Consider the following 24,496-nt stretch of genomic DNA (forward strand, 5'->3'; position numbering starts at 1 on the left):
GCCGCGGGGCGCTCGTCGTCCGGTGACTGCTCCGGGACCGGGGAGTGCTCGGGGACGCGACCGGCGCGCCGCGCCATCGCGCCGAGCGCCGCCGACGTGAGCAGGGCCTCCTCGGCGCGCGCCCCGTCCCGCAGGCTGAGGCCAGGGACACCGAGGTCGGGCAGGGCCGGCACCGGGCGTCGGGCCGTCCCGACGAGGGCGGCCGAGCCGAGCTCGCGCCACCACGTGTCGACACCGGGTGGGCGGCGGGCGGTCACAGGGCCACCAGCCTCTCGTCGACCGTGAGGGTGAGGGGACGGAAGCACCGGCCCTCGAGCTCGCCGAAGAGGTCTGTCGGTGCTCCACCGGTCAGGGCGAGAAGCATCCAGGAGTCGGTGTCGGCCGTGAGCGGCGCGGTGGCGCCGGTCGGGTCCACGATGCTGGGGGACGGCGGCATGCCCATGGCTCGCGAGCCGGTCGTCTCGCCTGCGGGCCGGGCGGATCGGGTTGCGGAAGTGGACGATTCGGTTGACGCGGTGGCTCGGGCGGTGACTCCGGCGGTGGACCCGGCGGTGGACCCGGTGCTGTCGCGGAGGCTCGCGGTCACGCGGACGCCGGCAAGGACGACGGGGACCCGTCTGGCCCAGGGGTTGTCGGCAAGGACGCCGGCAGCGGTCGCGAGGGCCCCGTCGAGGGACTGGCCCGGCGGTAGCCCCCCGGTCGTCGACACGACCGCCGGGGCCTCGTCGACGAGGGCGCGACGCACGGCCCGTCCCGGATAGCGGGCGACCGTCGCGTCGATGACCGAGCCGACGACGCGTGGGACGGGAAGCATCTGGCTTCCCGCCGCGAAGTCGAGGACCTGGACGGTCTCCCCCGTCGACTCGCCGCGCAGCCAGGTCCGCTGCTGCTGGATCCGGCCGTCGTCGCTGCGGTGGGCTCCGAGCACGGTCCAGCGGTCGCGGACCGAGTCGCCGGCGCGGACGGTCTCCGTCGGCGTCGCCCAGCCGATGAAAGCCCGGAGGTCCCCGAGCTCTGCCTCGTCGAGGCTCTCTCGTCGGGTCCAGGCCCGGGTCGCCGTCCACCAGCGACCCATCGCCTCGAGCAGGTGGTCCGACCAGTCGGGACGGACACTCACGTCGGAGGCCATCGTGCGCACCTGGTCGGCGAGGCCGGGCAGCTGGGCGTCGACGAGGCGGGCGGCCGTCGAGTCCCACCACGAGTACGGCTGCTGCCGCGCCGACGCGGTGCCGCTCCGGGCGAGGTCGCCCAGCCAGCGGGCGAAGTCGTCCATGCCCGCGCTCATCAGGGCGATGCGCTCGGCGAGACGCCTCGCCTGCGCCTCGGGGTCAGGTGCGCTGCGCGCGCCGGCGGCCCGTGAGGTCGTCCGGGTCTCGGCCCGGGCTGCCCGCTCCTGCGCCCATTCCTGGGCGAATCCGGCCGCCTCGTCGACGTCTGCCACGGCGCCCGAGCCGTCGGCCCAGAGCAGGAGCAGGGCGAGCCCGTGCTTGCACGGGAACTTCCGGCTCGGGCACGAGCACCGGAACGCGGGGCCGGTGAGGTCGATGCTCACCTGGTAGGGCGTCTTGCCCGAGCCCTGGCACTTGCCCCAGAGGAGGGTCTCGGTCGAGCCCACGTCGGACCACGGCCCCGGCCTCGCGAGCTTGCGCGCAGCGGCCAGGGACGAGGCGTCGGGGGCCGCGTTCGCGACCTGCTGGGGGGTCCACCGTGTCATGGTCCGCACATCATGACCGAGGGGACCGACGGTGGACCCCCAAGAGGCCTCACGCGTTCGTGGAGGAGGCGGTCACGATCTCTGAGCGCTGAGTCCCTCGGCGCAGCCGTCGCAGAACTTCGTCTGTCCGGAGTTGGTCGTGCCGAGGAAGGCGAACTCGAGGTCGTCGGCCGTGAGCGTGCTCCCGGCGACGGTGCCCGACGCCACGGCGTTGCGGCTCGTCCCGTTGAAGTGGTCGTTGAGGTGGAAGCCTGGGGTGCTGAACCGGCTGTTCGAGACGCTCCGGCTCGTGGGGCCCTCGCCGGTCCAGCTCGCGTCCACGGGCCGAAGGTCCCGCCGGGCGCGACACCACACCGGCGGTATGCCGCCGAGCCGGCTTCCGCAGGTGAGGCGCGTCAGGCGCCGGCGCGCTCCTTCCGGGCCTGCTTGATCCCGAGGAAGGTGAAGGCGAGCGCCCCGACGGCGACGACAGCGAGGAGGGCGAGCCCGAAGCCGTAGCCGGGGAAGACCTTCTCGTACGTCGCGCCCATGACGAGCGGCGGGAAGTAGCCGCCGAGACCGCCGGCAGCACCGACGAGCCCGGTGACCGCACCCACCCGCTCCGGCGGGGCCTGCTCGGCGACCCACGCGAACACGCCACCGGTGCCGAGGCCGAGGAAGAAGGCGAGGACGATGAAGGAAAGCCCTGCAGCAAGCTCGGGCGCCGGCTGGAGCGAGACGACGACGGCCATCACGGCCGTGCCCGCGAGCGAGATGCCGACGACGTTGCGGGGTCCGATCCGGTCGGCGAGCGTGCCACCGATCGGCCGCGCCACCACGGCGGCGATCGCGAAGCCCGCCGTGCGCGTGCCGGCCCCGGTCAGGTCGAAGCCGTAGATGTCCTTGAGGTAGGTCGGCAGGTAGGTGGAGAAGGCGACGAACCCACCGAACACGACGGCATAGAGGAACGACATCTGCCACGTCACCGGCAGCTTGAGCGCGGCGGCGAGCTTGGGCACCACGGGATCGGTGTTGGGTTTCCAGGCCGGCGAGTTGGTCATGGCGAACCAGCAGAGCGCGGCGACGGCGACGAGGGCGAGGGCGATGATGACGTGGGTCGCGGTGTAGCCGAACCACGTGACGAAGCGCGGCGTGAAGAACGACGACAGCGCCGTGCCGCCCATCCCGGCGCCGAACACGCCGGTCGCGAAACCGCGCCGGTCGGCCTCGTACCACGCGTTGACGAAGGGGATGCCGACGGCGAACGTCGTGCCGGCGATGCCGAGGAAGAACCCGAAGACGAGCAGTAGGCCGTAGGACTTGGCGTTGCCGGCGACGGCGACGAGCACGACGAACGGCGCCGAGATGACCATGAGCACGGGGAACATGAGCCGGCCGCCGAGGCGGTCGGTCAGGGCGCCGGCGAGGATCCGGCCGACCGACCCGACGAGGACGGGCGTCGCGATGAGCAGGGCCTTCTGGCTCGAGCTGAGACCGAGCTGCTCGGTGTAGCGGACCCCGAGCGGCCCGATGATGTTCCACGCCCAGAAGCTGATGGCGAAGGCGAGGGTCGCGAGCGCCAGGTTCTTCGACTGCCCGCTGAGGGCGACGGACTGCGGTGCTGCGGTGCTGCGGCTCATCGGGTCTCCTGGATCCGGTCGGTTGAGCGTGGCTCGGCGGGAAAGGGCTCAGCGGCTGCTGCGGTCGCGGTCGGTCGTCCCGACGGCACTCCAGCCGCTGCGGGCCGGGCGCGAGCCGGAGGCGTCGCGGTCGCGGCTGCGGTAGACGATGTAGGGCCGGAAGAGGTAGTGCAGCGGTGCGGTGAAGGCGTGGACGAGACGGCTGAACGGCCACAGCGCGAAGAGGAGCATCCCGACGATGGCGTGGACGTGGAACTGCAGCGGGGCCGCCGCCATCGCGTCGACGTCGGGGCGGAACAGGAAGATCGACCGGAACCACGGCGAGACCGTCTCGCGGTAGTTGTGTGCCTCGGAGCCGGCCCCGACGCTGACCAGCGTCGTCCAGAGACCGAGGACGATCGCCGCGACGAGCACGACATACATCAGCTTGTCGTTCTTCGTCGTCGCCATGAAGACCGGGCCGGTCGTGCGGCGGCGGTAGACGAGGATGAGGATGCCGACGAGGGTGCACACGCCGGCGATGCCGCCGAAGAGCAGGGCGTTGAAGTGGTAGAGCCCCTCGCTCACGCCGAGCGCCTCCGTCCACGACTCGGGGACGACGAGGCCACCGATGTGCCCGATGAGCACGACGAGGATCCCGAAGTGGAAGAGCGGCGACCCGATGCGGAGCAGCCGCGACTCGTAGAGCTGGGACGAGCGGGTCGTCCAGCCGAACTTGTCGTAGCGGTAGCGCCAGATCGTCCCGCCGATGAGCGTCGCGAGCGTGAGGTAGGGCAGCACGCCCCAGAGGAAGGTGCTCATGACGTCCTCCCGACCGGCTGCAGGGGCAGCAGCCGCGGATCGTAGGGCTCGAGTCCGACCGACTCGACGGGCGGCCCGTCGACCATCGCCTGGACGGCCGCCCGGTCCGCGGGGGACTCCCCGGGGAGGGTGGCGCACACGGCGACGACGGCGGCGGCATACGGACTCTCCTTCTCCTGCAAGGCGATCCGCAGCAGCTCGAGGCTGGCGCGGTAGTCCTGGAGGAGCGTCCGGCCGGCGGCCGGGTCGGCGCACGCGGCGAACTCGAGCACCATGGGCAGGTAGTCGGGCAGCTCGCCGTGCGTGTCGACGAGGAAGCCGGAGGCACGGTATGCCGCCTTGAACCGTCCCAGCACCTCGCCGCGTCGGCGCGTGTCGCCGTCGGTCCAGTACGACAGGTAGAGCGCGTGCTTCCGGCTGAGGTCGAAGGTGTCGACGTAGGCGCGCTGGAGCTCCTCGAGGGGGTGGGCGCCGAGGTGGTCGACGAGCCCCAGCAGGCCGTCCGACGCGCCCTCGCGGACGCCGGCCTGCTCCTCGAGGGCCGCGCGTATGGCCGGGAGACGGTCGAGCAGCCCGGGGCTCGGGTAGTCGAGGCACCACGACGCAACCTGGTGGACGACGCGGTCGGCGACTTCGGCGTCGCGCCGGGCTGCAGCGCGCGACGGCCACCTCATGAGTCCTCCCGGGACTGCTTGGCCTCGGCCCGCGTCTGCGGCGGCTGAGGCGCCTCACCCTCCGCCTCGTCGGCGCCCAGCGCCGCTCCCGACGCGGCGGACACGCGAGCCGTTCCGGGGGGGAACATCCCGCTCGGGACGCCGTTACCGTCCCAGTTGAGCAGGTTGACGCGCCCGCGCAGGTCGCTGCCGGCTGGAGCGGCCTCGGACGTCTGGCGCTGCTTGAGGGCGTTGAAGGTCTCGACGGCGACGGGTGCCGGGCGTCCGCTCGCCTCACCGAACGGCCCGGACTCGTACATCCCCGGACCCTCGTCGAAGTCGAGCGAGCAGCCGAGCTCCTCGAGCTCGTGGGCCCGCTCGACGTGGGCGGTCGGGATGACATAGCGGTCGTCGTACTTCGCGATGGCCATGAGCCGGTACATCTCGTACACCGCCTCCTCGGTCATGCCGACCGACTCGGGGATGCTTGCGTCACCGTCGCGCCCGAGCGTCACGCCACGCATGTACGACCGCATCGCGGCGAGCTTGCGCAGGACGTCGGTGATGATGTCGGTCCGGCCCGCCGTGAAGAGCTCGGCGAGGTACTCGACGGGGATGCGGAGCGCCTCGATCGCGCCGAAGAGCGTGGCCCGGTCCTCGGCGTCGTGGCCCTGGCCCGCGAGGACGTCGACGATCGGCGACAGCGGCGGGACGTACCAGACCATCGGCATCGTGCGGTACTCCGGGTGGAGAGGCAGCGCGACCCGGTAGCGCTTCGCGAGCGCGTAGACGGGCGAGCGCCGCGCGGCGTCCATCCAGTCGTCGGGTATGCCGTCGGCCCGGGCCTGCGCGATGACCGCGGGGTCGTCGGGGTCGAGCATGAGGCCGAGCTGGGCCTCGTAGAGGTCCCCCTCGTCGGGGGTCGCCGCCGCCTCGGTCACCCGGTCGGCGTCGTAGAGGAAGAGCCCGATGTAGCGCAGCCGGCCGACGCACGTCTCGGAGCAGACGGTCGGCAGCCCGACCTCGACCCGCGGGTAGCAGAACGTGCACTTCTCGGCCTTGCCGGACTTGTGGTTGAAGTAGATCTTCTTGTACGGGCAGCCGGTGATGCACTGGCGCCAGCCGCGGCACCGGTCCTGGTCGACGAGGACGATCCCGTCCTCGGCCCGCTTGTAGATCGCCCCCGACGGGCAGGAGGCCATGCACGAGGGGTTGAGGCAGTGCTCGCAGATCCGCGGCAGGTAGAACATGAAGGTCCGCTCGAGCTCGAACTTGACCACGTCCTCCGACTCGCGCCGGATCTTCTCGACGATGGGGTCGAGGTGACCGAGCTCGCTCGTGCCGCCGAGGTTGTCGTCCCAGTTGGCCGACCACGTGATCTTCGTGTTCTCGCCGGTGATGAGGGACTTTGGCCGGGCGACGGGGAAGTCGTCGCCGAGCGGGGCCTCGATGAGCGTCTGGTAGTCGTACGTCCAGGGCTCGTAGTAGTCGGACAGCTGCGGTTGCACCGGGCTCGCGAAGATGCCGAAGAGCTTGGACACCCGTCCGCCGGCCTTGAGCTTGAGGTTGCCCCGCTTGCCCAGCTCCCAGCCGCCCTTCCACGTCGTCTGGTCCTCGTGGCGGCGCGGGTAGCCCTGGCCGGGTCGCGTCTCGACGTTGTTGAACCAGACGTACTCGGTGCCGGCGCGGTTGGTCCACGCCTGCTTGCACGTGACCGAGCACGTGTGGCACCCGATGCACTTGTCGAGGTTCATCACCATGCCCATCTGGGCCATGACCCGCATCAGTACGTCACCTCCTGCGAGCGCTTGCGCACCGTCGAGACCATGTCCCGTTGGTTCCCCGTCGGGCCGAGGTAGTTGAACGTGTAGGACAGCTGGGCATACCCGCCGACCAGATGAGTCGGCTTGACGAGCAGGCGGGTCACCGAGTTGTGGATGCCTCCGCGCCGGCCGGTCGCCTCCGACTTCGGGACGTCGATCGTGCGCTCCTGCGCGTGGTGGACGTAGACGACGCCGTCCGGCATACGGTGCGAGACGATCGCGCGGCCGACGAGGACGCCGTTGGCGTTGAGGCACTCGACCCAGTCGTTGTCGTGGACGTCGATCGAGGCGGCGTCGCCGGGACTCATCCACACCGTCGGGCCGCCGCGCGAGAGGGAGAGCATGAGGAGGTTGTCCTGGTACTCGGAGTGGATCGACCACTTCGAGTGCGGGGTGAGGTAGCGGACCGTCACCTGCTTGGCGCCGTCAGGTCCGAGCCGGGGCTCGCCGAAGAGCCGGTGCATGTCGAGGGGCGGCCGGAAGATCGGCAGCGCCTCGCCGAGGTCCTGCACCCAGTCGTGGTCGAGGTAGAAGTGCATCCGCCCGGTCAGCGTGTGGAACGGCTTGAGCCGCTCGATGTTGACCGTGAAGGGTGCATAGCGCCGCCCGCCGGTCTCCGAGCCCGACCACTCCGGGGAGGTGATGACCGGGACCGGGGCGACCTGCGTGTCGGCGAAGGTGATCCGCTTCTCCTCGGCGCCCTCGGCGAGGTCGGCGAGCTTCTTGCCGACCCGCTCCTCGAGGGTGTGGAAGCCCTGGACGGCGAGGTGGCCGTTCGTCGTGCCGGAGAAGGAGAGGATCGCCTCCGCGAGCTTCTCGTCGGTGTCGATGGCCGGTCGGCCGTCCCCCGCGCCGCCCAGCATGACCCCGTTCTTGGCCGCGAGCCTGGCCGTCTCCTCCTCGAGGCGGTAGGTGACGTTCTTGACGGTGAAGCCGAGGGTGTCGGCGAGCGGCCCGACGGTCGCGAGCTTGTCGGCGATCGCGGTGTAGTCGCGCTCGACGACGGTGAAGACCGGCATCGTCACACCCGGCGTCCCCGGCAGTCCGGAGCCGCGCCAGTCGAAGACGCGACCACCGGGCTGGGCGACCTCGCCCGGTGTGTCGTGCATGAGCGGGACGCTCACGAGGTCCTTGCGGACGCCGAGGTGGGTCGTCGCCATCGCCGAGAACCGTTGCGCGAGAAGGTGGAACATCTCGAAGTCGCTCTTGGCCTCCCACGGCGGGTCGATCGCCGGGGTGAAGGCGTGGACGAAGGGGTGCATGTCCGTCGAGCTGAGGTCGTGCTTCTCGTACCACGTCGCCGCGGGGAAGACGATGTCGGACAGGAGCGTGGTCGACGTCATCCGGAAGTCGGCCGACATGAGCAGGTCGAGCTTGCCTTCGGGGGCGTCGTCGTGCCACCGCACCTCGGACGGCCTTGGGGCGTCAGGGCTCTCGGAGCCCATGACGTTGGAGTGCGTGCCGAGGAGGTACTTGAGGAAGTACTCGTTGCCCTTCGCGGAGGAGCCCATGAGGTTGGAGCGCCAGAGCACGAGGGTGCGCGGCCAGTTCTCGGGGGCGTCGACGTCCTCGATCGCCGTCGTCAGCGTCCCTTCGTGGAGAGCCTGCGCGACGTATGCCGCCGGGTTGGGGACATTGCCCTCCGCCACCGCGGCGGCTGCGTCCTCGGCGACCTGGAGCGGGTTGGTCCCGAACTGCGGGTAGAACGGCATCCACCCGAGCCGGGCCGACTGGGCGATCGTGTCGGCGGTGTGCTTGCCGGCGAGGTGGCCCCGCGCGAGCGGCGAGGCGAGCGAGTCGGCGGAGTAGCCGTCGGTGCGCCACTGGCCGGTGTGCATGTACCAGTACGAGGTCCCGGTCATCGTCCGCGGGGGACGCGACCAGTCGAGGGCGTTGGCGAGGGAGATCCAGCCGGTGATCGGCCGGCACTTCTCCTGCCCGACGTAGTGGGCCCAGCCGCCGCCGTTGCGGCCCATGCACCCGGTCATGATGAGCAGGGAAAGGATCGCGCGGTAGGTCGCATCGCCGTGGAACCACTGGCAGACACCGGCGCCGAGGATGATCATCGACCTGCCCTCGGACTCCTCGCTGTTGGAGGCGAACTCGCGGGCGATGCGGATGCACTGCTCGGCCGGCACGCCGGTGACCTCGGCCTGCCAGGCCGGCGTGTAGGGCGTGCTGACGTCGTCGTAGCCGCTCGGCCACTCGCCGGGCAGACCGTCGCGGGCGACGCCGTACTGCGCGAGCATGAGGTCGTAGACCGTCGTCACGAGGTGTCCGTGGACCCGCCGCGCCGGCACTCCGCGGCGAAGCACCGAGCCGGTGCCGTCAGGCTCGACGAAGGCCGGCAGGAGCACCTCGACCGCCTCGGACGCCTCGCCCTCGAGCGTCAGCGCCGGGGTGACCCCCTCGAGGTCGAGGTTCCACCGGCCCTTCCCGGACTCGGCGTAGCGGAACCCCATCGACCCGTTCGGGACGACCGGCTCGCCGGTGGCCTCGTCGAGCAGGACCGTCTTCCAGGCCTCCTCGGACGGCGGCCGCTCCCCGTTGTCGACGAGGTCCGCCGCGGTGAGGAACTTGCCCGGCACGACGGGCCCGCTGCCCTCGGAACCCGGCTCGGCGGCATACGCCTCGGTGGCGGAGGAGGAGCCCTGAGACGGGTCGGCGGGCTCGAGGCGCACAAGGAAGGGCAGGTCGGTGTACGTCCGCACGTAGTCGGAGAAGAACGGCGTGTCGCGGCGGACGAAGTTCTCGGTGAGGATCACGTGGCCCATCGCCATCGCGAGCGCCGCGTCGGTGCCGGCCTGCGCCGGCATCCACTCGTCGGCGAACTTCGTGTTGTCGGCGTAGTCAGGGCTGACCGTGACGACCTTCGTCCCGCGGTAGCGCACCTCCGCCATCCAGTGCGCGTCGGGTGTGCGGGTCACCGGGACGTTGGAGCCCCACATCATGAGGTAGGTCGCGTCCCACCAGTCACCCGACTCGGGCACGTCGGTCTGGTCGCCGAAGACCTGAGGGCTCGCGACGGGCAGGTCGGCATACCAGTCGTAGAAGCTCGTCATGACGCCGCCGATGAGCTGGATGAAGCGGGTGCCAACACAGTGCGACACCATCGACATCGCCGGGATCGGCGAGAAGCCGGCGCACCGGTCGGGGCCGTACGTCTTGATCGTGTGGACGTGCGCGGCCGCGGCGATCTCGACAGCCTCACCCCACGAGGCCCGCACGAGGCCGCCCTTGCCACGGGCGCGTTGGTAGCGGCGGCGCTTCTCCGGGTCGCCGGTGATCTCGGCCCAGGCGAGCACCGGGTCACCGAGCCGGGCCTTGGCCTCGCGGTACATCTCGAGGAGGACACCGCGGACGTAGGGGTAGCGGACCCGCGTCGGGGAGTAGGTGTACCAGGAGAACGCGGCTCCCCTGGGGCAGCCGCGCGGCTCGTACTCCGGGCGGTCCGGGCCCACCGAAGGGTAGTCGGTCTGCTGCGTCTCCCACGTGATGATCCCGTCTTTGACGTAGACCTTCCACGAGCAGGACCCGGTGCAGTTGACGCCGTGGGTCGAGCGCACGACCTTGTCGTGGCTCCACCGGTCCCGGTAGAAGACGTCCCCGGCGCGGCCGCCCTCGCGGAAGACGGCGCGACCGTCGTCGGACTCGTCCCAGCGGGTGAAGAACCGGCCCGCCTTGAGCAGTGCCGCCGAGGCCGATCCGTCGATCTGGGGAGGGGTCCCACCCACGCTCCCCGCCCGCTCACTCATAGTCGTTCCCGGCGTCGGACCCGAACCTTGGACAAACCACCCAGTTGGTCGCCATGACTCGAAGAATGGCACGACCTCGGGTGCGGCACCACACAAACCACGCCGATGCCCTTCTCAGACCTGCGTCGTCGCGACCTCACGGAGGAAGGCGAGGTAGTCCTCGGTCGGGTGCACACCGGGCAGCGTCGCGGACCCGTTCGCGACGAGGAAGGGGACGACCACGACGTCCAGGGCCCGCGCCATCTCCTCGTCGCGTCGCACCTCGTCGCCGTATGCCGTGCCCGCGAGCACGGCTGCGACCCGGCGCTCGTCGAGGCCGCACTCGGCGCCGGCGCGCTGCAGGACCTCGAGGTCGTCGATGGCGTGGCCCTCGACGAAGTGCGCGAAGAAGAAGCGTTCGACGGCCGCCGACTGGAGGGCCGGGCCGCCCAGCTCGCGGGCGAGCTCACACAGCCGGTGGGCGTCGAAGGTGCTCACCCACCCGGCGCGGTCCCAGGGGATCTCGTAGTCGTCGCCGACGAGCTCATGGCCGGCGACCTGACGAGCGGACGCGGGCAGGACGGCCACCTGCTCGGGGGCGACCTCGAAGGAGCGCAGCCGAAGGGCGACGTCGGCCGGGCGTTCGAAGGCGGCGATGGCCATCTCGACCCGGCGTTTTGCGAACCACGACCACGGGTCGACGAGGTCGAACCAGAGCTCCAGGTCGACGACGACCGAGGAGTCCGCCGCTTCTTGGTCGGTCATCTGCCCAGTCTCGCACGCCGTTTCCGGCCGTTGGCCGATCGCGCGGAGGATGCCTGGAACGCCTGAGATGCACCGAAGAAGCCCGCGCGCCCTGGTGGGGAGACGCCGGGGTGCCGAGCGCCGGGGTGCCGGGGTGCGATGTGCAGCAGGAAACGTCGAGGCCCCCACCGCGGTGGCGGTGGGGGCCTCGACGGAGGTGCGGGATCAGAAGCGGCCGTAGCCCGACGGGGTGGTCCAGATCGAGTGGTTGCCGATGACCGTTCCGGTCCGCTGAGCGTCGATCATGCGGCCGGGGCTGACGTAGATGCCCACGTGGTAGGCCGGGTAGCCGAAGAAGACGAGGTCGCCGGGGCGGGGGCTGCTCACGCGCGTGGCGGCGGCCTGCTGGGCCGAGGCGGTCCGCGGGATCGTGATGCCGGCCTGGCGGTAGACCCAAGAGGTGAAGCCCGAGCAGTCAAAGCCGCTCGGCGACGAGCCGCCGTAGACGTAGGGGACCCCGAACATCGACTGGGCGATGCCGACGATGCCGGTGGCCGACTGGGTGGGGGCGGCGTTGATCGCGCTGCGCGTGGTGGAGCGCGAGGCCGCGGCCTGACGGGCGGCGCGGGCCTTCGCCTCGGCCTCGGCCTTCGCCTTGGCCTCCGCGCGCTCGGTCTTGACGACGATGTCCTCGATGACCTGCGGCGCGGCGGACTGCTTCGGCATCGACGCCTGGGCGAAGCCGATGGAGGACAGGGCGTTGGCGGCCTTGAGGGTGGTGGTCTGCGGACCGACGACCGCGGCGCCGGCCGTGACGTCAGCGGCGACGTTCGCCCCGGCCGAGTCAGCGGCATTGGCCGGAGAGGCGAAGGTGGCAACGAGCCCACCCGAGGCCGCGACGATGGCGGCTCCCTTGACGGCCGGCTGGGCCGACTCCTTCGCGATGATCTTGAGCTCGGAGAGCGGGTTGAAGCGACCAGGCACGCGGTGGCGCCCGATGACGTTCTGAGCCACGGTTGACCTCTCGGCGCCTGCGAGGTGAGCTGTCGGGTTCGGGCTGAGGTGCTGCCCGGCCTTCGCTCGGACCTGGTGGTCCGTCGAGGGCTTCACCCCGAGGGCGCCTCTCGGCGCCCGTAGAAAGGTGGTTCCCCCGCTCCTGCCATGCGGTTCGTTCTGGGCTCCGGAACGGCGGCAGGATTAGGCGATCCGCCCCGGAACACCCGCCCTTCAGGAGCGAGTGCGCCCACCGTACCGAATGTGCCCGGCGAATGTCACGCCTGGATCACGGACCAATTCAACCGATTTTCGGTGAACGTCCCGTGGCCCCGACGATGTCGCGGGAACAGTCCGGAGCCCCCTGCGCGTGACGCCCGAGGGACCCCGGATGATGCTCCCAGTCATCACGGCTCATTCACGGGGCCACGCGCGGACCACGTGAGACCCATGCACGGACCCACCCGGCGCGTCCACCGGGTGGGTCCGCAGAAGGTCCGCCCTCAGGCGGCCTGGCAGAAGACGTGGCCGGCGACGTCCTCGGGCAGGGAGACGCCCTCGGCGCGGTCGGAGCCCTCCCGGACGGCGATGACGCGGCCGCCGGTGCGGACGACCTCGACCCGGGCGCCGGGGACGACACCCGCGCTCGTCAGGAGCGCCAGGGCCTCCGGGTCGACCTGGACGGGCTCGCCGATCCGGCGGATCGTCACGACCAGCGGCGCGTCGGAGACGACCACGGTGAGGGCCGTCAGCCCCGTGAGGAAGTCGTCGGCGCGCTCGACCCCCAGCTCCTCGAGACCCGGGATCGGGTTGCCGTACGGCGACTCGAGCCCGTCCCCGATCAAGGTGAGGATCTTGCGCTCGACCTGCTCGGACATGACGTGCTCCCAGCGACACGCCTCGTCGTGGGCGTACTCCCACTCGAGGCCGATGACGTCGACGAGGAGGCGCTCGGCGAGCCGGTGCTTGCGCATGACGCGGGTCGCGAGGAGGCGCCCGTGCTCGGACAGCTCGAGGTGCCGGTCGCCGGTCACGGTCACGAGACCGTCGCGCTCCATGCGCGCCACCGTCTGCGACACCGTGGGTCCCGAGTGCCCGAGCCGCTCGGCGATCCGGGCCCGGAGCGGGACGATCCCCTCCTCCTCGAGCTCGAAGATCGTGCGCAGGTACATCTCGGTGGTGTCGATCAGGTCCGTCACGGGTCCTACCCTCTCAGAATTCGCGAGTGCCCTGCGCAGGCCGGACGGCGCTCAGGACACCGTCGCCTCCGGCCCACCGCCACGGCGTCGGGTCGGGTCGTGGCGGGGCACCCAGACCTTGAGCCAGACAGCGCCCGCGAGGGTGCCGGCGCCGAGGACGACGGCAGAGGCGCCGAGTGTCAGCACGGCGCTCAGAGCAGACAACGCGAGGGGCCCTGCAGCCCTTCCCACGTCGGCGAAGAGGCGCCAGCCTCCGAGGAACTGGGCTCGACCCTCGACGGGCGACGCGTCGGCCCCGAGGGTCATGATCAGCCCGGCGCCGAGGCCGTTCCCCAGGCCGAGGACCGTCGCGACCACGGTCACGGTGACGAACGTGGTCGCCAACGGCAGGAGCGCCATCCCGACGCCGAGCACGACCATGCTCGGGACGGCCGCCGCGACGCGGCCGTGCCGGTCCATGAGCCAGCCCGACGGATAGAACAGGAGCATGTCGAGGGCCCCCGCGACGCCGAAGACGAGGGAGGTCTGCGCCGGCGTCAGGCCCACCGACTCGGCCCAGAGGGGCACGAGGGCCTCGCGGACCGCGCGGGCGCCTGCGACACACATCGCCCCGGTCCCGAGGGTGAGCAGCACATGGCGGTGCCGGGCCAGGACCGAGGCGACCGAGAGCGGTGGCGCCGAACCCACCGCACCGGACGGCGTCGCCGTGATGTCGGGGGCCAGCCAGACGAGGGCAAAGGCGGCGAGGCTGGCGACGACGCCGACGACGTAGGCCGCGCCGGTGCCCCAGCGCACGATGACGAACGAGCCGATGAACGGGCCGAGGAAGGCTCCGACGCGGCTGACCCCGCCCAGCGTCGACAGCGCCCTGGCCCGGAGCGCGACGGGCACGGCCTCGGTGAGGTAGGCCTGGCGGGCCAGCCCGAAGAGGGATCCGGCGAGTCCGATGACGAGGACGCCGACGAAGAGCAGGCCCACGCTGTGCGCGAGCGCCGCGACGAGCATCCCGACTGCCTCGACCACGGCGGCGACGAGCAGGGCACGCCGCTCGCCGATCCGGGCCGCGAGCGCCCCGGACGGCAGGTCGCCGAGCAGCTGGCCCACCCCGAGGGCGGCGACGACGAGCGCGGCGACCCCGACGGAGGCACCGAGCTCCCGGGCGGACAGCGCGATGATCGGCGAGACGGCGCCCGCCCCGGTCGAGCCGAGGAGCGTCGGGCCGTAGGCGGACAGGGCGACCTGCCGGAGGGCTCCGCGTTCGCCGCCGCCACGCATCTCGGTCACGCCACGAGACCCTAACGATTGGGTCTCTCGGGTGGCTGGGGCCCGGGGCCGACGAAACCATGGCGGGGTGACCCAGGACGAGCGGACGACCAGCCCGAGCGCGGTGGGCGCGTCGGTCGCGCTGGCCCTCGCCGCCGTCGCGGGACTCGCCGTCTCCGTCGTCGCGCCGATGGCGACCCTGGTGATCGGGGTCATCCTCTTCGGCGTCCTGCACAACGTCCTCGAGCTGCGCTACCTCATCGGCCGGTTCCCGGGGCTCCTCGGCCGTTCCTTCGTCGAGCGGCTGGGGCTGCTCGTCACCGGCATCTTCGTCGCACGGCTCCTCGCCCCCGTAGTGGGCCGACCCGCCCACGTGGCGGAGGTCGCGCTCGGCTACGCCGTCCTGGCGCTCGGCGCGGCCCACGTCCTGCAGGGCCGACGCCGCGTCGCCGTGCTCGTGGCGCTCGCCCCCGCGGCGGTGGCCTCCCTCCTCTTCCCCGAGCACCACGTGGTGGCCGTCGCGCTGCTCCACCTCGTCGTACCCGTCGTCTTCCTCTGGGACTGGTCGACCCGGCTCCCGGAGCGCCGGGGGCTCTTCCGGGCCGTCCAGGTCGTCTGGTCGGTCGTCGTCCCCGCGGCCGTCCTGGCGGGCCTCGCGGACCCGTGGCTCACCCGCGGGGCCGGGGCCGTGCGCAGCCTCGTCGGCGACGGAGACTGGATGCTCGCGTCCCTCGCCCCGCCGGGCGCCGGCCAGGGGGTGGTCGCCCTCCGCTTCCTCGTGGTCTTCGCCTTCCTCGGGCTGATGCAGTACGTCGTCTGGGTCGCCTTCCTGCCGCGGGTCGCGCCGGAGGTCACGGCCACCTTCGAGGTGCGCCTGCCGTGGCTGACGGGAGCCCGGGTCTGGGCCGCTGCCTTCATCGCCGCCGCCGTGTTCGCCGTCCTCTTCGCGCTCGACTTCCGCGACACGGAGACGCTCTACCGAGCCGTCTCCAGCTTCAGCGCCTATCTCGAGGTGCCGGTCCTGCTCGCCCTCCTCGTCGGCGGCGGTCGCTCGCCGAGGCCGGTCCCGTATGCCGCTGGGTCGGCTGCCGCGGCCGGTGCGCCTCCCCTGCCCCATCGGGAACCCGCGTCCTGAGCCGGCGCTCGGGAGCCGCCGGTCGTCACAAAAGGCCTTGCCCCGCCGTTCGGACCCGACGTACGGTCGTGAGAACCAACCAAGAAGGGAGGTGATCCGAGAAGTGTTTTCTTCCGGAATGTGTGAGGTGGCCGCGCGCTAGCCGCGCCCCCCACCCACACCCAGGGATGAAGCAGGGCAGTCCGACCGGTCGGGCTGCCCTGTTCCCGTCCCGGCCGCCGTCGCGTCACGGCTGGCGGCGGAACCTCTCCCAGGCCCCGGCCTCCGCGAGGTCGCCGTCGGCGATGCGCGTGAACACGATCCGGTCGTGGAGCCGGTTGGCGCGTCCCGCCCAGAACTCCACCTCGTCGCAGAGGATCCGCCACCCGCCCCAGAAGTCCGGCAGCGGCACGTCGGTCTCGTGCCCGGTGTCGGGGAAGCGCTCGAGCACCTCACTCCACCGCTGCTCGAGCTCGGCGCGGTCCGCCGCTGGGCGGGACTGCTCGGAGGCCCAGGCGGAGAGACGGGAGCCGTAGGGCCGCGAGACGAAGTACGCCTCGACCTCCTCACGGCCGATCGGCACGGCCCGCCCCCGGAAGCGGATCGCGCGGTGGAGGGCGGGCCACGTCAGTGCGGCCGCGATCGCGGGGCTCGCACGCAGCTCCCGGCTCTTGTCCGAGTCGAGGTTGGTCACGAAGCCCGGTCCGCGCTCGTCGAAGTAGCGCATGAGGACGGTCCGGACGTTGGGCGCCCCGGACGCGTCGACCGTCGCGACGGAGAGGGCCGTCGGCTCGGGGACGTCCTCGCGCAGCCTCGAGGCGGCGAGGGCTGCGTCGATCCAGGCCCGGGCCTGCAGGAAGGGCGAGGCGCGCACCTCGGACTCGTCGAGCCCTTCGCCTCCTTCGATGTACTCGTCGATGTGCCCGTCGATGTGCTCCCCGTCATGTCCACCGTCGCGGCGGCCCGAGCTGCTCATGGGTTCAGACTAGGGTTGACGCGTCCGGCGCGGCCCGTGGCCGTCGCATGACTGACGCGAGGAGACGCTCGATGGCAGGCAAGACGAAGGTCGTCACGACCGTGATCAAGTACGGCACCAAGTACGGTCCGCAGATCTGGATCGCGAGCAAGGCCCTGCGGGAGCCCGCCAAGGAGGCCGCACAGAAGATCATGGCGAGCGAGCGCGCCCGCAAGGCCGCGCTCTCCCACGCGTCCTCGCTCGCTGACGGCAGCGTCCTCAAGGTCTACCGCGGCGACCAGGCGCTCTGGCTCGTCTTCAGCGGCGACACCGCGATCACGGTGTACCCCCCGACCGACGTGCCGCTCAGCTCGCTGCTGCGCGGGGCGGACCTCACCCGTCGGATCCACTCGAGCACGAAGCTCACGGCCAAGGACCGCGCCAAGGACGCGGCGGCGACCGCCCTGCGCCGCGGCAAGCCCGGCAGCATCAACTGAGCGGGCTCTTGACCCGCTCACTCAGCCACGGTGATCCCGAGCTCGGCCGCGAGCAGGTCCGCCAGCTCGATGACCTGCGGCCGGCTGAGGGTCGCCCCCCGTAGACCGGCCAGGCCCCGAGGCGAACGCAGCGTGGCCCCGGAGAGGTCGAGGGCGGCATACGACCCGCGCCCGAACTCCGGCTCGACGAGCGTGCACCCCTCGAAGCCGACCCCCGACACCGTCGCCTCCTGCAGGTCGAGCCCCGAGATGACGCAGTCGACGAAGGCGACGTCCTTGAGCCGGGCGCCGCGCAGGTTGAGGAAGTCGATCTTCCCGCCGCGCACCGTGACGTCCCGCCAGACCGAGCCCCACGCCGACACGGCGGCGAGCCGGCAGTCCTCGATCGTCGTCTCGACCAGGCTCGCCTCGTGCAGCGCGACGCCGACGCCGTGCACCCGCTCCCAGGCGCTCTCGGCCCAGCGTGACCCCTCGAGGTGCACGTCGTCGAGCGCGCACCCGACGAGCGTGCACTCGAGGAAGCTCGCCCCCTCGGCGGCCGCCTCGGTGAAGTCCGTCCCCTCGAATCGGACCCCGTCGTGGTCGCGCGAGAGAGCGCGGTCTCGCGAGGTGAACACCCGGTCGGCAAAGACGGTCTGGTCGGCGGCTGACGGCATACGGTGAGTCTGGCAGCCGGGCCGCCGCGACGCCCCTCCACAGAGGCGACACCGGGCGGCAGAATGGCTGGTGGCCCACACTGCGGTGGTACGACCGCCTGAGCAGCAAGGATCCTGATGGCAGAGAACACGCCGGACCCGGACTTCAAACCCGGCCTCGAGGGGGTCATCGCCTTCGAGTCGACCATCGCCGAACCCGACAAGGAGGGCGGCGCGCTGCGCTATCGAGGGGTCGACATCAACGACCTCGTCGGCCACGTCTCCTTCGGCAACGTCTGGGGACTCCTCGTCGACAACAAGTTCAACCCGGGCCTCCCCCCGGCCGAGCCCTACCCCCTGCCCGTGCACACCGGCGACGTCCGCGTCGACGTCCAGTCCGCGCTCGCGATGCTCGCCCCGGTCTGGGGGTTCCGCCCGACGCTCGACATCGACGCCGACGAGGTCCGCGACAACCTCGCGCGCGCCGCGGTCATGGCGCTGTCCTTCGTGGGACAGTCCGCGCGCGGCCTCGACAAGCCGATGGTCCCGCAGAGCGAGGTCGACAAGGCCAAGACGATCACCGAGCGCTTCATGATCCGCTGGCGGGGCGAGCCCGACCCGCGGCACGTCGAGGCCGTCGACGCCTACTGGGTCTCCGCCGCCGAGCACGGCATGAACGCCTCGACGTTCACCGCGCGGGTCATCACCTCGACGGGTGCCGACGTCGCCGCGGCCCTGTCCGGGGCCGTGGGCGCCATGTCCGGACCGCTCCACGGCGGCGCGCCCTCGCGCGTGCTCCACATGCTCGAGGGTGTGGAGAAGCGAGGGGACGCGACGGCATACGTCAAGGACGTGCTCGACAAGGGCGAGCGGCTCATGGGCTTCGGCCACCGGGTCTACCGCGCGGAGGACCCGCGCGCCCGTGTGCTCCGGTCGGCCTGCGAGCGGCTCGGCGCGCCCCGCTACGAGGCCGCCGCCGCGCTCGAGAAGGCCGCCCTCGACGAGCTCCACGCCCGGCGTCCCGACCGTGTCCTCGCGACCAACGTCGAGTTCTGGGCCGCGGTCATCCTCGACTTCGCCGAGGTCCCGGCGTCGATGTTCACGCCGATGTTCACGTGTGCGCGCACGGCGGGCTGGTCGGCGCACATCCTCGAGCAGAAGCGGACCGGACGCCTGATCCGCCCGTCGTCCCGCTACGTCGGCGAGGGTCCCCGCGGTCCGCAGGACGTCGAGGGCTGGACGCCCGAGATCTCCCACTGAGTCGCCAGAGGTGCGCGGTTGCCGGAAAGGTGCGGCCTGCAGGACGCATGGATCCGGCACCCGCGCACCTCTGAACGGACGGGCTGTGGGCGTCCACACACCGAGAGGCGGTGTCCAAGGGGTGGGCACCTGGGGTTCAATGGGCGCGGTGACAACGGCGTCATCCGCAATCAACACATCCGCCACACCCCCGTAACGTGGCCCCACCCCCAAGGTGAAACCGTGACCGATGCAACGGCCGTGACCAGTCCCCTGACGATCCCCTCCGACCTGCTGCCCGCCGACGGACGTTTCGGCTCCGGTCCGTCCAAGGTCCGCGGAGAGCAGCTCGAGTTCCTCACCTCGATCGGTCGCACCGTCCTCGGGACCTCGCACCGCCAGGCTCCCGTGAAGAACCTCGTCGGCGAGGTCCGTGAGGGCCTGCGCGCCCTGTTCAACCTGCCCGACGGCTACGAGATCATCCTCGGCAACGGCGGCTCGACCGCGTTCTGGGACATCGCCGCCTTCGGCCTCGTCATCGACCGCGCCCAGCACCTCGCGTTCGGCGAGTTCTCGAGCAAGTTCGCCACGGTGACCAACAACGCCCCCTTCCTCGGCGACTCGACGATCATCAAGGCCGAGCCCGGTACCCTCGCGACCCCCGAGGCCGAGCCCGGTGTCGACGTCTACGCCTGGCCGCACAACGAGACCTCGACCGGTGTCATGGCCCCCGTCCAGCGGGTCGAGGGCGCCGACGAGGGCGCGCTCGTGCTCATCGACGCCACGTCGGGCGCCGGCGGCCTGCCCGTCGACATCACGCAGACCGATGTCTACTACTTCGCCCCGCAGAAGTGCTTCGCCTCCGACGGCGGCCTCTGGCTCGCGGCGTTCTCGCCGGTTGCCCTCGCCCGTGTCGAGGCGGTGGCCGGCACCGGCCGCTGGGTCCCCGACTTCTTCAGCCTGCCGACCGCGATCGACAACTCGCTGAAGAACCAGACGTACAACACCCCGTCCCTCGCCACGCTCGCCCTGCTCGCCTCGCAGCTGCGCTGGCTCAACGGCAACGGCGGCCTCGACTGGGCGACCGCCCGGACGAAGGACTCGAGCACCCGCCTCTACACGTGGGCCGAGCAGACGTCCTACACGACGCCCTACGTCGCCGACCCGGCAGCCCGCTCGCAGGTCGTCGGGACGATCGACTTCGACGACTCGATCGACGCGGCCGCCGTCGCCAAGACGCTCCGGGCCAACGGCATCGTCGACGTCGAGCCCTACCGCAAGCTCGGCCGCAACCAGCTCCGCGTCGCGATGTTCCCGGCGGTCGACCCCGAGGACGTCACGAAGCTGACGCAGGCGATCGACTACGTCGTCGCGCAGCAGGGCTGATCAGGCCCAGACCACCCGGGCTGGACGAGAGCGTTGGGTCTGGTGGTGAGTGGTAGAGCACTCACCACCAGACCCTTTCGCATATCTCCGGCCACAACACTGACGGAAACCACCCGGCCGTATGCCGTCGAGCCGGCTCCGCGCCCACCGCGCCTTGGGCGCGGGCCGGCCCAGCGGCATACCGGCTGGTGGCGACTCAGCGGTTGAGCACCGCGGCCACGACGGCGATCGCGACGAAGAGAGCGAGCGCGGCGAGCGTCACCCGGTGGCGGAACTTGAAGCTCACTTGGTCACCTCGGGCGCCGTCGACACCTGCGGCACGAGCTGGACGCGGAAGCGAGGACGGCTCTGGGTCTGGAAGGTCACCGCGACATTCTCCCTGCGCGCGAACCAGAGAGCCACCACCACCAGGCTGAGGCCGACCATGATCGTCCCGATCGCGATCGTCCAGCGTGGACCCCACGTGTCACCGATCCAGCCGATCATCGGTGCACCGAGGGGTGTCCCGCCCATGAAGATCGCCATGTAGAGGGCCATGACGCGGCCCCTCATGACCGGGTCGACGCTGACCTGCACCATGGCGTTGGCGGCCGTCAGCGCGGTCAACGCCGAGAGGCCGGTCGGCACGAGGTAGAGCGCGAAGAGGACATAGCTCGGCGCGGTCGAGAGCAGCGCCGTCGACAGGGTGAACCCGACCAGGGCCAGGAGCAGCACCCGCAGCCGCGGACGGCCGCGACGGGCCGCGAGGAGCGCCGCGGTGAGCGAGCCGACGGCCATGATCGAGCCGAGCAGGCCGTACTCCCCCGGGCCCTTGTCGAAGACCTTGGTCGCCATGAGCGCCATCGTCACCTGGAAGTTCATCCCGAACGTGCCGAGGACGAAGACGAGGAACATGATGAGGATGAGATCGGGACGGCCCTTGACGTAGCGCACCCCTTCTCGGATCTGGCCCTTGCCGCGTGCCCGCGGTGACGGAGTGAGGGCGCCGGTGTCCATCTGGGACAGGGCGACGAGGACGAAGACGAAGCTCGCGGCGTTGATGAAGAGCGCCGGTGCGAGGCCGAACCATGCGATGACGAGGCCGGCGACGCCGGGGCCGATGAGGCGGCCGAGGTTGAAGGAGGCGCTGTTGAGCGCGACCGCGTTGGGCAGGTGCTCGCTGTCGACCATCTCGGAGACGAACGTCTGGCGGGCCGGGTTGTCGACGGCCGTCGCAACTCCCTGCAGGAAGGCGAGCGCGTAGACGTGCCAGAGCTCGACGACCCCCGTGGCGGTGAGGACCGCGAGGAGCAGGGCCGTGACGAGCAGAGCGGACTGGGTGAGGAAGAGGATGCGCCGCTTCGGGAAGCGGTCGACGATCATGCCGGCCCACGGCGCGAGGATGAGGAACGGCAGGAACTGCAGACCCGTCACGAGGCCGAGGGCCGAGGCGGACCGGTCGGTCAGGACGGTGAGGACGAGCCAGTCCTGGGCGACCCGGCCCATCCAGGTGCCGATGTTGGAGACGATCGCCCCGGAGGCGTAGACGCGGTAGTTGCGGATGCCGAGCGAGTGGAACGTCGGACTCATTCGCTCGCCACCTTCGCCAGCACGTCGGAGGCGCGGCGGAGCAGGTCGAGCTCGTCCTCGCTGAGGTGCTCGAACCGCGAGAGCATCCACTCGTCGCGGTGGCGCCGGATCCGCTTGAGCGCCTGCCGGCCCTCCGGCGTGAGCGAGAGGATCACCTGTCGCCCGTCGGTCGGGTCGGCCGCGCGCGCGATGTAGCCGAGCTCGACGAGGCAGTTCGTCGAGCGCTTCATGCTCGGCTGGGAGACCCGCTCGATGTCGGCGAGCTCGCTGTTGGTCCGGTGGGCACCCTCGAGCCGTGCGAGCACCGAGAACTGGTGCGGCGGCAGCTCGCGGTCCGACTCGAAGCGCACCCTGCGGGAGATCCGCATGCACGCGAGTCGGATGTCGTTGGAGAGCGAGACGAGCTCGTTCCGGGTCAGGTTCTTGGTACGCATCGGAGTCCTCGGTCAGTCACGTCCTGGGAGATGCTTACCTTAACTCATTAGCCCGGCTAACTATTCCGGGGTGTCCTCGCCGTATGCCGCCCACGTCCACCGAGCGCCAAGCGCCCCGTCGCTCGACCTCCTCGACCCGCGGCCGCGCCTCCGGCCCCGGGCGACGCGAAGGGCCCCCTCCCGTGCGGGAGGGGGCCCAGCGGCATACGCGCGCGTGCGCGTCAGGCGGTCACTTGACGAGAAGCTGCTCGAGCGGCGCCTTGCAGAAGTACACGAGGAAGAAGCCGGAGACGATCCAGAGCAGCGGGTGGATCGACCTCGCGTGCCCCTTGGCGATCTTGACGAGGACCCACGTGATGAAGCCAGCGCCGATGCCGACGGTGATGTTGTACGTGAACGGCATGAGCACGATCGTGAGGAAGGCCGGCAGTGCGACCTCCATGTCGTCCCACTCGATGTTCTTCACCTGCGTCATCATGAGGAAGCCGACGATGACGAGGGCGGGGGCCGCCGCCTCGGACGGGACGACCGCGAAGAGCGGGGCGAGGAACGTCGCGAGGAGGAAGAGGACGCCGGTCACGACGGACGCGAGACCCGTGCGGGCCCCCTCCTCGACACCTGAGGCGGACTCGATGTAGGAGGTGTTGCTGCTGACACCACCGGCGCCACCGGCGATCGCCGCGATGGAGTCGACGACGAGGATGCGCTCGGTGTTGGGCGGGTTGCCCTCGTCGTCGAGCAGCTCGGCCTCGGTCCCGATGGCGACGACGGTCCCCATCGTGTCGAAGAAGTCGGCGAGGAGCAGCGAGAAGACGAACATGACGGCCGTGACGATGCCGAGCTTCTCGAAGGAGCCGAGCAGGTTGAACTGGCCGAGGATGCCGAGGTCGGGCGTGTTCGTGATCGAGGCCGGGAGCTTGGGAACGGTGAGGGCCCAGGCGTCGGGGTTGGTGAGGTGGCCGTCCTTGTCGAAGACGCGCGGCCCGATGTTGAAGACCGCCTCGACGAGCATCGCGAGGACCGTCGCCGAGGCGATGCCGATGAGGATGGCGCCCTTGACCTTGCGGATGAGCAGGAAGGCGATGAGGAACACGCCGAAGACGAAGACGAAGGTCGGCCAGCCGTCGAGGCTGCCACCGATGCCGAGCTCGCTCGGGACCGAGCCCGGCGAGGTCGGGCGGCGCGCGAAGCCCGCGTCGATGACGCCGATGAAGGCGATGAAGAGGCCGATACCGACGGAGATGGCGACCTTGAGGGGGGCCGGGATCGCCTTGAAGACGGCCTTGCGGAACCCGGTGAGCACGAGGACGAGGATGATGACGCCCTCGATGACCACGAGGCCCATGAGGTCGGCGAAGGTGATCTTGTCGGCCGCGTGCGTGAACACCATGCCGGCGATGAGGCCGTTGATACCGAGGCCGGCCGCGAGCGCGATGGGGAAGTTCGCGACGAGGCCCATGAGGATCGACATGATGCCGGCGATGACCGCCGTGCCCACCGCGACGAGCAGCTTGCTCTGCTCGAGGTCCTTGACGCCGCCGATCATGAATCCGGAGCCGTCGGTGGCTCCGGAGAGGATGATCGGGTTGAGCACCACGATGTAGACCATCGTGAAGAAGGTGACGACGCCTCCGCGGACCTCACGGGCGACCGTCGAGCCGCGCTCCGTGATCTTGAAGAAGCCGTCGAGCCCGGTCCGAGTTGCCGGGCGCGTGGGGGTTTGGGTGGCCATGGCGCACACCTTAATGGTGGCTGTGACCCCGCTCCGAATCGAGCGCCTAGGCTGTGGGCGTGACCGAGCCGACCTCCCCGCACGACCCCCAGCAGACGCGTGACGAGCCTCACCGTGACGGTCTCGACGCCGGCCGGCCCGTCGACGAGCACCCGGACCTCGCTCCGATGCATGTCCCGATGCTGAAGATCGTCGAGGCGGGCATCCTCGCCTGGGCCGTCGCGCTCGTCGTGACCCTCGTCGTGCCGGCCCTGCACGAGGGCTCGCGCGACTGGTGGCCGTGGACGTGCGTGGCCGGGATCGTGCTCGGCGCCATGGGCTGGCTCTACGTCCGCCGCGGCCGCGGCAACGCGCGCGACGCTGCCTGACACGGACCCGGGGGGCTGTATGCC

At 71.1% G+C, this 24,496-nt stretch carries 22 protein-coding genes and 1 riboswitch; of the genes, 5 read left to right on the plus strand and 17 right to left on the minus strand.

Features of this window, described 5'->3' with window-relative positions; translation table 11 throughout:
- From N865_RS15240 to N865_RS15295, 12 genes are all read right to left on the minus strand, one after another.
- Window positions 1-257 (minus strand): DUF5691 domain-containing protein (locus N865_RS15240; protein ID WP_034807718.1); only part of this gene is annotated, 257 nt, incomplete at its 3' end.
- A complete protein-coding gene (locus N865_RS23740; protein WP_034807720.1) occupies window positions 254-1,714 on the minus strand; it encodes an SWIM zinc finger family protein in 1,461 nt (486 codons plus the stop codon). The genes N865_RS15240 and N865_RS23740, both read right to left, overlap by 4 nt.
- A 72-nt stretch (window positions 1,715-1,786) precedes the next feature.
- Complete coding sequence (locus N865_RS15250; protein ID WP_034807723.1) at window positions 1,787-2,035, minus strand: hypothetical protein; 249 nt, start codon at window positions 2,033-2,035, stop codon at window positions 1,787-1,789.
- A 74-nt stretch (window positions 2,036-2,109) separates the two neighbouring features.
- Entirely contained in the window at window positions 2,110-3,333 is a 1,224-nt protein-coding gene (locus N865_RS15255; RefSeq protein WP_034807725.1) for an MFS transporter, read from the minus strand.
- A 48-nt stretch (window positions 3,334-3,381) separates the two neighbouring features.
- A complete protein-coding gene (gene narI, locus N865_RS15260) occupies window positions 3,382-4,134 on the minus strand; it encodes a respiratory nitrate reductase subunit gamma (RefSeq protein ID WP_034807727.1) in 753 nt (250 codons plus the stop codon).
- Window positions 4,131-4,808 (minus strand): nitrate reductase molybdenum cofactor assembly chaperone, encoded by a 678-nt coding sequence (gene narJ / locus N865_RS15265; RefSeq protein ID WP_034807729.1) that lies wholly within the window; start codon window positions 4,806-4,808, stop codon window positions 4,131-4,133. The genes narI and narJ overlap by 4 nt, the downstream gene beginning before the upstream one ends.
- The gene (narH, locus tag N865_RS15270; protein ID WP_084328278.1) at window positions 4,805-6,571 is read right to left on the minus strand and encodes a nitrate reductase subunit beta; all 1,767 of its coding nucleotides are present in this window, start codon (window positions 6,569-6,571) and stop codon (window positions 4,805-4,807) included. The genes narJ and narH overlap by 4 nt, the downstream gene beginning before the upstream one ends.
- Window positions 6,571-10,365 carry a nitrate reductase subunit alpha gene (locus N865_RS15275; RefSeq protein WP_051510681.1) on the minus strand — a complete coding sequence of 1,265 codons (3,795 nt, stop codon included), beginning with the start codon at window positions 10,363-10,365 and terminating at the stop codon, window positions 6,571-6,573. The genes narH and N865_RS15275 overlap by 1 nt, the downstream gene beginning before the upstream one ends.
- A 114-nt stretch (window positions 10,366-10,479) precedes the next feature.
- Window positions 10,480-11,109 (minus strand): DsbA family oxidoreductase, encoded by a 630-nt coding sequence (locus N865_RS15280; RefSeq protein WP_034807732.1) that lies wholly within the window; start codon window positions 11,107-11,109, stop codon window positions 10,480-10,482.
- A 204-nt stretch (window positions 11,110-11,313) separates the two neighbouring features.
- A complete protein-coding gene (locus N865_RS23595) occupies window positions 11,314-12,102 on the minus strand; it encodes a C40 family peptidase (protein WP_034807782.1) in 789 nt (262 codons plus the stop codon).
- Window positions 12,103-12,104: 2 nt separating this feature from the next.
- A riboswitch (cyclic di-AMP (ydaO/yuaA leader) is annotated at window positions 12,105-12,289 on the minus strand.
- A gap of 295 nt (window positions 12,290-12,584) precedes the next feature.
- Entirely contained in the window at window positions 12,585-13,280 is a 696-nt protein-coding gene (locus tag N865_RS15290) for a metal-dependent transcriptional regulator (RefSeq protein WP_034807734.1), read from the minus strand.
- A gap of 51 nt (window positions 13,281-13,331) precedes the next feature.
- On the minus strand, window positions 13,332-14,555 hold the full coding sequence (locus N865_RS15295; RefSeq protein WP_034807784.1) for an MFS transporter: 1,224 nt from the start codon (window positions 14,553-14,555) through the stop codon (window positions 13,332-13,334).
- 76 nt (window positions 14,556-14,631) lie between these two features.
- Here N865_RS15295 and N865_RS15300 point away from each other — a divergent pair, with 76 nt between their 5' ends.
- Window positions 14,632-15,678, plus strand: coding sequence for a hypothetical protein (locus N865_RS15300; RefSeq protein ID WP_051510684.1), 1,047 nt, complete (start codon window positions 14,632-14,634; stop codon window positions 15,676-15,678).
- Window positions 15,679-15,904: 226 nt separating this feature from the next.
- Here the strand turns inward: N865_RS15300 and pdxH are convergent, their stop codons facing one another.
- Window positions 15,905-16,633: a pyridoxamine 5'-phosphate oxidase gene (pdxH, locus tag N865_RS15305; protein ID WP_084328280.1), complete on the minus strand. Its 729-nt coding sequence runs from the start codon at window positions 16,631-16,633 to the stop codon at window positions 15,905-15,907.
- Window positions 16,634-16,704: 71 nt separating this feature from the next.
- Here pdxH and N865_RS15310 point away from each other — a divergent pair, with 71 nt between their 5' ends.
- On the plus strand, window positions 16,705-17,109 hold the full coding sequence (locus N865_RS15310; RefSeq protein WP_034807736.1) for a hypothetical protein: 405 nt from the start codon (window positions 16,705-16,707) through the stop codon (window positions 17,107-17,109).
- 17 nt (window positions 17,110-17,126) lie between these two features.
- Here the strand turns inward: N865_RS15310 and N865_RS15315 are convergent, their stop codons facing one another.
- On the minus strand, window positions 17,127-17,765 hold the full coding sequence (locus N865_RS15315; protein WP_051510686.1) for a pentapeptide repeat-containing protein: 639 nt from the start codon (window positions 17,763-17,765) through the stop codon (window positions 17,127-17,129).
- Window positions 17,766-17,882: 117 nt separating this feature from the next.
- Here N865_RS15315 and N865_RS15320 point away from each other — a divergent pair, with 117 nt between their 5' ends.
- Window positions 17,883-19,004: a citrate synthase 2 gene (locus N865_RS15320; protein WP_034807739.1), complete on the plus strand. Its 1,122-nt coding sequence runs from the start codon at window positions 17,883-17,885 to the stop codon at window positions 19,002-19,004.
- A 240-nt stretch (window positions 19,005-19,244) separates the two neighbouring features.
- Window positions 19,245-20,369 carry a phosphoserine transaminase gene (gene serC, locus N865_RS15325; RefSeq protein WP_157557722.1) on the plus strand — a complete coding sequence of 375 codons (1,125 nt, stop codon included), beginning with the start codon at window positions 19,245-19,247 and terminating at the stop codon, window positions 20,367-20,369.
- Window positions 20,370-20,651: 282 nt separating this feature from the next.
- Here the strand turns inward: serC and N865_RS15330 are convergent, their stop codons facing one another.
- The 3 genes from N865_RS15330 to N865_RS15340 form a co-directional block, all read right to left on the minus strand.
- On the minus strand, window positions 20,652-21,938 hold the full coding sequence (locus tag N865_RS15330) for an MFS transporter (protein WP_034807744.1): 1,287 nt from the start codon (window positions 21,936-21,938) through the stop codon (window positions 20,652-20,654).
- The gene (locus N865_RS15335) at window positions 21,935-22,372 is read right to left on the minus strand and encodes a MarR family winged helix-turn-helix transcriptional regulator (RefSeq protein WP_034807745.1); all 438 of its coding nucleotides are present in this window, start codon (window positions 22,370-22,372) and stop codon (window positions 21,935-21,937) included. Before N865_RS15335 ends, N865_RS15330 begins: the two co-directional genes overlap by 4 nt.
- 229 nt (window positions 22,373-22,601) lie before the next feature.
- Window positions 22,602-24,104, minus strand: coding sequence for an NCS2 family permease (locus N865_RS15340; RefSeq protein ID WP_051510688.1), 1,503 nt, complete (start codon window positions 24,102-24,104; stop codon window positions 22,602-22,604).
- A 59-nt stretch (window positions 24,105-24,163) separates the two neighbouring features.
- Between N865_RS15340 and N865_RS15345 the strand changes: the two genes are divergently transcribed.
- A complete protein-coding gene (locus N865_RS15345) occupies window positions 24,164-24,472 on the plus strand; it encodes a DUF2530 domain-containing protein (RefSeq protein WP_245603787.1) in 309 nt (102 codons plus the stop codon).
- The last annotated feature ends 24 nt before the right edge of the window (window positions 24,473-24,496 follow it).

The sequence above is a fragment of the Intrasporangium oryzae NRRL B-24470 genome (assembly GCF_000576595.1).
GTDB classification, from domain to species: Bacteria; Actinomycetota; Actinomycetes; order Actinomycetales; family Dermatophilaceae; genus Intrasporangium_C; species Intrasporangium_C oryzae.

What these genes read in the sequence shown, in the direction of transcription:
- N865_RS15310 (WP_034807736.1), top strand. Translation starts at nt 16,705, where the DNA reads ATGGCAGGCAAGACGAAGGTCGTCACGACCGTGATCAAGTACGGCACC.
- N865_RS15315 (WP_051510686.1), bottom strand. Translation starts at nt 17,765, where the DNA reads ATGCCGTCAGCCGCCGACCAGACCGTCTTTGCCGACCGGGTGTTCACC.
- N865_RS15335 (WP_034807745.1), bottom strand. Translation starts at nt 22,372, where the DNA reads ATGCGTACCAAGAACCTGACCCGGAACGAGCTCGTCTCGCTCTCCAAC.
- pdxH (WP_084328280.1), bottom strand. Translation starts at nt 16,633, where the DNA reads ATGAGCAGCTCGGGCCGCCGCGACGGTGGACATGACGGGGAGCACATC.
- N865_RS15275 (WP_051510681.1), bottom strand. Translation starts at nt 10,365, where the DNA reads ATGAGTGAGCGGGCGGGGAGCGTGGGTGGGACCCCTCCCCAGATCGAC.
- N865_RS15340 (WP_051510688.1), bottom strand. Translation starts at nt 24,104, where the DNA reads ATGGCCACCCAAACCCCCACGCGCCCGGCAACTCGGACCGGGCTCGAC.
- narH (WP_084328278.1), bottom strand. Translation starts at nt 6,571, where the DNA reads ATGCGGGTCATGGCCCAGATGGGCATGGTGATGAACCTCGACAAGTGC.
- N865_RS15320 (WP_034807739.1), top strand. Translation starts at nt 17,883, where the DNA reads ATGGCAGAGAACACGCCGGACCCGGACTTCAAACCCGGCCTCGAGGGG.
- narI (WP_034807727.1), bottom strand. Translation starts at nt 4,134, where the DNA reads ATGAGCACCTTCCTCTGGGGCGTGCTGCCCTACCTCACGCTCGCGACG.
- N865_RS15280 (WP_034807732.1), bottom strand. Translation starts at nt 11,109, where the DNA reads ATGACCGACCAAGAAGCGGCGGACTCCTCGGTCGTCGTCGACCTGGAG.
- narJ (WP_034807729.1), bottom strand. Translation starts at nt 4,808, where the DNA reads ATGAGGTGGCCGTCGCGCGCTGCAGCCCGGCGCGACGCCGAAGTCGCC.
- N865_RS15330 (WP_034807744.1), bottom strand. Translation starts at nt 21,938, where the DNA reads ATGAGTCCGACGTTCCACTCGCTCGGCATCCGCAACTACCGCGTCTAC.
- N865_RS15255 (WP_034807725.1), bottom strand. Translation starts at nt 3,333, where the DNA reads ATGAGCCGCAGCACCGCAGCACCGCAGTCCGTCGCCCTCAGCGGGCAG.
- N865_RS23740 (WP_034807720.1), bottom strand. Translation starts at nt 1,714, where the DNA reads ATGACACGGTGGACCCCCCAGCAGGTCGCGAACGCGGCCCCCGACGCC.
- N865_RS15295 (WP_034807784.1), bottom strand. Translation starts at nt 14,555, where the DNA reads ATGCGTGGCGGCGGCGAACGCGGAGCCCTCCGGCAGGTCGCCCTGTCC.